This is a genomic window from Terribium retamae, from assembly GCF_022347545.1.
Classification (GTDB): Bacteria; Pseudomonadota; Alphaproteobacteria; order Rhizobiales; family Rhizobiaceae; genus Mesorhizobium; species Mesorhizobium retamae.
The window spans coordinates 1-5,673 of sequence record NZ_JAKREW010000096.1 but is presented as its reverse complement, the minus strand read 5'-3'; the positions used below and the strand labels follow the sequence as shown (position 1 = coordinate 5,673).

Sequence of the window (5,673 nt, the reverse complement as noted above, 5' to 3'; positions counted from 1 at the left end):
TTCTAGCACTTAGCCTGCGCCGCCCTGCGGGCGTGCTCGTCTAAGATGCTGAAATCGCATTTTAAACCCCCCCGGCGGGGGAAGTTGCCCCGCGCGCAGACCGCCCACCACCCCCCCCCGGCGGGGCGGCCGCGGCGTCGCGCGAGTTCGGAGGCGTCATGGCGAGCCATCTACGCCGCCTCCCGTTCGCCGATGCGCTGGACGGGGTAGCGCTCCAGCACCCTGGCGAGGATGGCGGGGCCGGAGGCATCGGTGGGCACGAACATCCTGAGCTTCCACGAGATCATTTCGTGGAAGAGGCCGTAGGCCGAAAGGCGATCCCGCATGACGTCGGTGAAGCCCGACAGTTCGATGCGGTTCGTGCCCATGACGCGACTGCGCCGAAGCTGAAGGCCTTCGGTGAGGTCGAGGATGGTCTTGCCGTCCATCAGCGCCATGAAGGCATCGTCGGAGGTCAACGTCGACGTGCCGGTCGCCATGGCGCCCGCGACCCAGGCGGGCGAAACGCGGCGGCCGACGATGCGCTCGCCATCATCGGTCTGAAGCCGATAGACCCGCGTCGAGTCGTGTGGCAGTCGCTTCCAGATCGGCAGCAACAGGCCGCTGACGACATGGATCGTGCTGTCCACGAACTCCGGCACCTCGGCGACCTCGGCATTCCACGCCGATGCGAATGCGCCCTGGTCGGTTTCGACCCAATGGGTCTCGCCCATCATCTTGACGGGCAAGTTATGCGCTTCCATCGGCCGGATTAGGCGAATGCGCCGTTCGATCTCGCCGTCATCCAGCATGACGCTGGTGGTCGGGATCTGGACGGCGGCGCGACCGGAACGCTCATTGATGAGCAGCCTCGCCCGAGCACCGGCAAGCTGGTCGAGGGCCTCGGTGAGCGTGACCGGACGATTGCGCTGGCGCTGCGTGATCGTCAGCAGCCGGGCCTCGGCGCCGGTGCCGGGATGGACATGAATGGTCTGGCGGTCAGTGACGACGAAGCTCTCCGCCCGCAGCGTCTCCAGCCCGACGTCATAGCTGCCACTGGCGATGGCGCCCTCGATCTTGGCGTTCAGCAACTGCTCGAAGGCCGTGAACAGTACACCCTGCAGATCGATGGTGAGCGCAAGCAGGCGATTGAGGAAGGTGGTGATGGGCGGCAACTCATCCTTGATGCCGGTGTCGTCCATCAGTTTGAGGCCTGTGGCGTCCTCGAACATCTGGAGCGAGCAGCCCTCGACCTTCCCCCGCACCAGCAGGAGATAGAGCTGGCGCAGCGCATCGCGGGCATAGTGCGATTCCAGATTGTCCTCGGGGCGGAACAGACCCTGGCCGCCGGTCTGGCGCTGGCCGCGCGTGATCGCGCCCAGCGTGTCGAGACGGCGGGCGATGGTCGAGAGGAAGCGCTTCTCGGCCTTCACGTCGGTCGAGATCGGCCGGAACAGCGGCGGTTGCGCCTGGTTGGTGCGGTTCGTGCGGCCCAGACCTTGAATGGCGGCGTCGGCCTTCCAGCCCGGTTCGAGCAGGTAGTGAACGCGCAGGCGCTGGTTCTTCGCGTTGAGGTCGGCGTGATAGGAGCGTCCGGTGCCGCCCGCGTCCGAGAAAATCAGGATGCGCTTCTGATCGTCCATGAAAGCGGCGGTTTCCGCGAGATTGGCCGATCCGGCGCGGTTCTCAACGGCGAGACGGTCAACGCCGCCGGGGCTGGTCTTGCGGACGATGCGGCGCGAGCGGCCCGTCACCTCGGCTACGACGTCGGTTCCGAAGCGCTGCACGATCTGGTCAAGCGCCCCCGGAACGGGAGGGAGAGAGGCCAGCCTCTCGATCAGCCGGTCGCGGCGGGCGACGGCCTCGCGGCTTTCGACCGGCTGGCCATCGCGATAGACGGGACGCGACGACATATTGCCCTCGCTGTCGGTGAAGAGCTCATAGAGCTGCACCGGAAAGGAGTGGGCGAGGTAGTCCAGGACATATTCCCTCGGCGTGATATCCACGCGGACGTCGTTCCATTCCTCGGCCGGAAGCTCTGCAAGGCGGCGTTCCATCAGGGCTTCGCCCGTGGACACGATCTGGATCACGGCGGCGTGGCCGTCCTCCAGATCGCGCTCGATCGACCGGATGAGCGTCGGGGTTTTCATGCTGGTGAGCAGATGGCCGAAGAACCGCTGCTTGGCCGACTCGAATGCCGAGCGCGCAGCGGACTTCGCCTGCCGGTTCAGCGTGCCGGAACCGCTGTCGCCGCCGGTGATATTGGCGGCCTGCATCGCGGCGTCGAGATTGTTATGGATCACCGAAAAGGCGGCCGCATAGCTGTCGTAAATGCGTGTCTGTTCGGGCGTGAGCTGATGCTCGACCAATTCGTATTCGACGCCATCATAGGAGAGCGATCGGGCGGTGTAGAGGCCGAGCGCCCTGAGGTCGCGGGCCAGAACCTCCATGGCCGCAACGCCTCCGGCCTCGATGGCCTCGACGAATTCCGCCCTCGTGGAGAACGGGAAGTCTTCTCCGCCCCAGAGGCCAAGCCGCTGGGCATAGGCAAGGTTATGAACCGTTGTCGCGCCGGTTGCCGAGACATAGACGATGCGGGCGTTCGGCAGGGCATGCTGGAGGCGAAGCCCGGCGCGACCCTGCTGCGAAGCGGCGACATCGCCGCGGTCTCCCTTGCCGCCCGCGGCATTCTGCATGGCATGGCTTTCGTCGAAAATGATCACTCCATCGAAGTCGGAGCCCAACCAATCGACGATTTGCCGGACGCGTGAAACCTTGCTCCCGCGCTCGTCGGAGCGTAGCGTGGCATAGGTCGTAAACAGGATGCCTTCCGGCAGCCGAATGTCCTTGCCCTGCGGAAAACGCGACAGGGGCGTGACCAGCAGACGCTCCATGCCGAGTGCCGACCAATCGCGCTGCGCATCTTCGAGCAAGGCTTCGGAACGACTGAGCCACACCGCCTTGCGGCGCCCTCTCATCCAGTTGTCGAGGATGATCGCGGCCGACTGGCGGCCCTTGCCCGCGCCGGTGCCGTCGCCGAGCATGAAGCCGCGGCGGAAGCGGACGGCGTTCTGTGCATCGTCGGGCGCCGCCGAGACGACATCGAAGGTTTCGTCCAGCGTCCATGATCCGGCGAGGAAGTCCGAATGGGCTTCGCCGGCATAGATCACGGTTTCCAACTGCGCGTCGGACAGCAGGCCATCGGTGACGAGGTTGGCGGGAAGGCGCGGCCGATAGCTCGGCTTGGGCGGCGCGACGCTCGCCATGGCCGCCGACTGCACCAGCTTGGTCGGATGGGCCTGAGAACCGGGAATACGGATCGCCTGCAATATGTATTCTTCATAAAGCGCATCGGTGATGCGGCCGTCCTCGGCCGGCGTCCAGTCAACGGTCTCATAGGCGAGTTCAACGCCTTCCGGTTCAGCGACAGTGCGGATTGGAGCGGATGCGGCAGCTCGGGCGAGATAGCCGCGAACGGTGCGCGAGGCTGATGGAGCCGTGACGGGAACTGAGATCGACGCATCGACCGGCAAGCGTGCCGGCACATGCTCGCCGATCCAGCCGAGCAGGGTGGCGACATCAGGCGCGATCCCCACTGAGGCCGGAAAGGCGGCCGGATCGTCGGCGGGCAGTTTGTCGATGACGGTCAGGCGGGTGGGAAAAGTCGTGCCATGCTTGGCATAGAGCGAGCCGTCGATGGAGGCGGTGAACACCACGCGGCCTTGTTCCTGAAGCCGGATGAAGGCGTCGCGCCAGGCAGGCGCATCGGGCGCGAAACTCGATCCGGTGATCGTTACCAAGCGCCCGCCATCGGCCAGACGCGCCAGCGCCGAGGCGACATGGCGATAGGCGGCGTCGGCCATCCGGCCGGAGACATTGGCCATCACCGAGAAGGGCGGGTTCATCAGCACGACGGTCGGCACAATGCCGGGGGCGAGATGATCGTGGATCTGCGTCGAGTCGAAGCGGGTGATGGAAATGGTCGGAAAGAGGTGGGAGAGGAGATCGGCACGGGTCTCCGCCAGCTCGTTGAGCACGAGCGATCCGCCGGCGATCTCCGCCAGGATGGCGAGCAGGCCGGTGCCTGCCGAGGGTTCGAGAATCCGGTCGGCGGGGGTGATGGCGGCGGCCGTCGCAGCGATCAGCCCGAGCGGGATCGGCGTCGAGAACTGCTGGAAGGTCTGGCTCTCTTCCGAGCGGCGCGTGTGGGTCGGCAGAAGCCCGGCGATCTTCGCCAGCAGCGGCAGGCTGGCTGCCGGAGAGCCGGCTTTACGGAAAAGCGCCTTTCCGTATTTGCGCAAAAACAGGACCGTCGCCGCCTCGCAGGCGTCATAGGCGGTCTTCCAGTTCCAGGCGCCGGTGGCGTCCGATGCGCCGAAGGCCGTTTCCATCGCGCCACGCAGCGTGGCGGCGTCGATACGCTGGCCACGTTCGAGTTGGGGAAAGAGGAGAAGCGCTGCCTGATGGACCGCGAAGGCCGTATTGATGGCAGGAACAATCGGTGCAGCCGGAAGGGTTGCTGCGGCGGAAGCATGTGTCATGGGAAGAGCCTCGGAGAGCGTGAACGGATCGAGCCTAGGCGGCGCTCTCTCTCGACCGCACAGGCTCAAACCCGTCCCGGCCTTCCTCTTCCTCTCAAGCGGCCGGTCGTGGCCGACATGGAAAAAGCGCCCTGCCGCGAGGCGGGGCGCTTGGGGTGCTCAGTCGATAGCTTGAAATATTTCCGACGCTTCGGGGTGATCCGCCGCAAAGGCGTAAAGGCGGCTATATCCCTCGGCCAGAAGATCGGATTCGTATTTGAAGGAAAGATGGGAGAGGGCGAACAGCGTGGCGATGATGCCAGCGGCGTCGGCGGAGACTTCGCCCTCGTAGCCATTGGTCTCGCAAACGATCCGGTAGCGGGGCCTGGACGTCGGCACGAGATAGAGAGGCTTGCCCTCATGCTCGTAGAAATCCCAGAAGCCCCCGCCATAGTCACGCGGACTGAGCCAGCTCATGAGATTGTAGAGGGTATTCTCGGCTACGATCAGATGCTGCCGACCGAACAGGGTTGGGAGGAAAGTTTCGCGGCGCTGCTCGAGAACAAGCGTGGCGTGCCGTATCGTGGTTTCGGGTGCGGACATGGGGTCTGTGCCTCCAGAGAGCTGGAAAGGGTCGAGCCTAGGCGGCGCTCTCTCGACCGCACCGGCTCAACCTGTCCCGGCCCTCCTCTTCCTCTCGGCGCAGAGGTGTTCATGTTGAAGCTCCGGCCTTCAGCCGAATCGTCGGCCTGATGCTGTGAAGGTGTAGTCGTTAGCGGCGATGGTCTCGTCGACGACTGCATCGGACGTCTGGTGTTCGTATTCGCGTTCGAGCTGGCGGTAGAGCCAGCGGGCGAGATCGCGCAGCGCCTCGATCACGATTTCCTCGGCATCGTCGGTCATGTCCTGCCATGTCGGACTGTCGCGCTCGACCGAGATCGCCATGCAGTATTCGTGATAGTTGTGCCCGCGATGGCTAACGTCGGCGCGAAGCTGGTAGAAATTGCACCGCTGGATCGCCTGCAAGGCATCAGCGATGCGGTGTAGTTCCTCATCCTGCGGGGGGGGGGGGGGGGGGGGGGGGGGGGGGGGGGGGCGGGGCGGGGGGGGGGGGGGGGGGGGGGGGGGGGGGGGGGGGGGGGGGGGGGGGGGGGGGGGGGGGGGGGGGGGGGGG

The 5,673-nt window shown here is 65.7% G+C and carries 2 protein-coding genes and 1 pseudogene; all 3 read right to left on the bottom strand.

The genetic code is table 11. The annotated features are described in order from the left end of the window. Nucleotides 1-170: 170 nt before the first annotated feature. A complete protein-coding gene (locus L4923_RS30500) occupies nucleotides 171-4,520 on the bottom strand; it encodes a strawberry notch family protein (RefSeq protein ID WP_239370837.1) in 4,350 nt (1,449 codons plus the stop codon). Nucleotides 4,521-4,679: 159 nt separating this feature from the next. Beyond that, entirely contained in the window at nucleotides 4,680-5,102 is a 423-nt protein-coding gene (locus L4923_RS30495; RefSeq protein WP_239370836.1) for an antirestriction protein, read from the bottom strand. Between the two features lie 129 nt (nucleotides 5,103-5,231). Continuing rightward, nucleotides 5,232-5,673: pseudogene (locus L4923_RS30490) on the bottom strand (hypothetical protein); the annotation flags it as partial.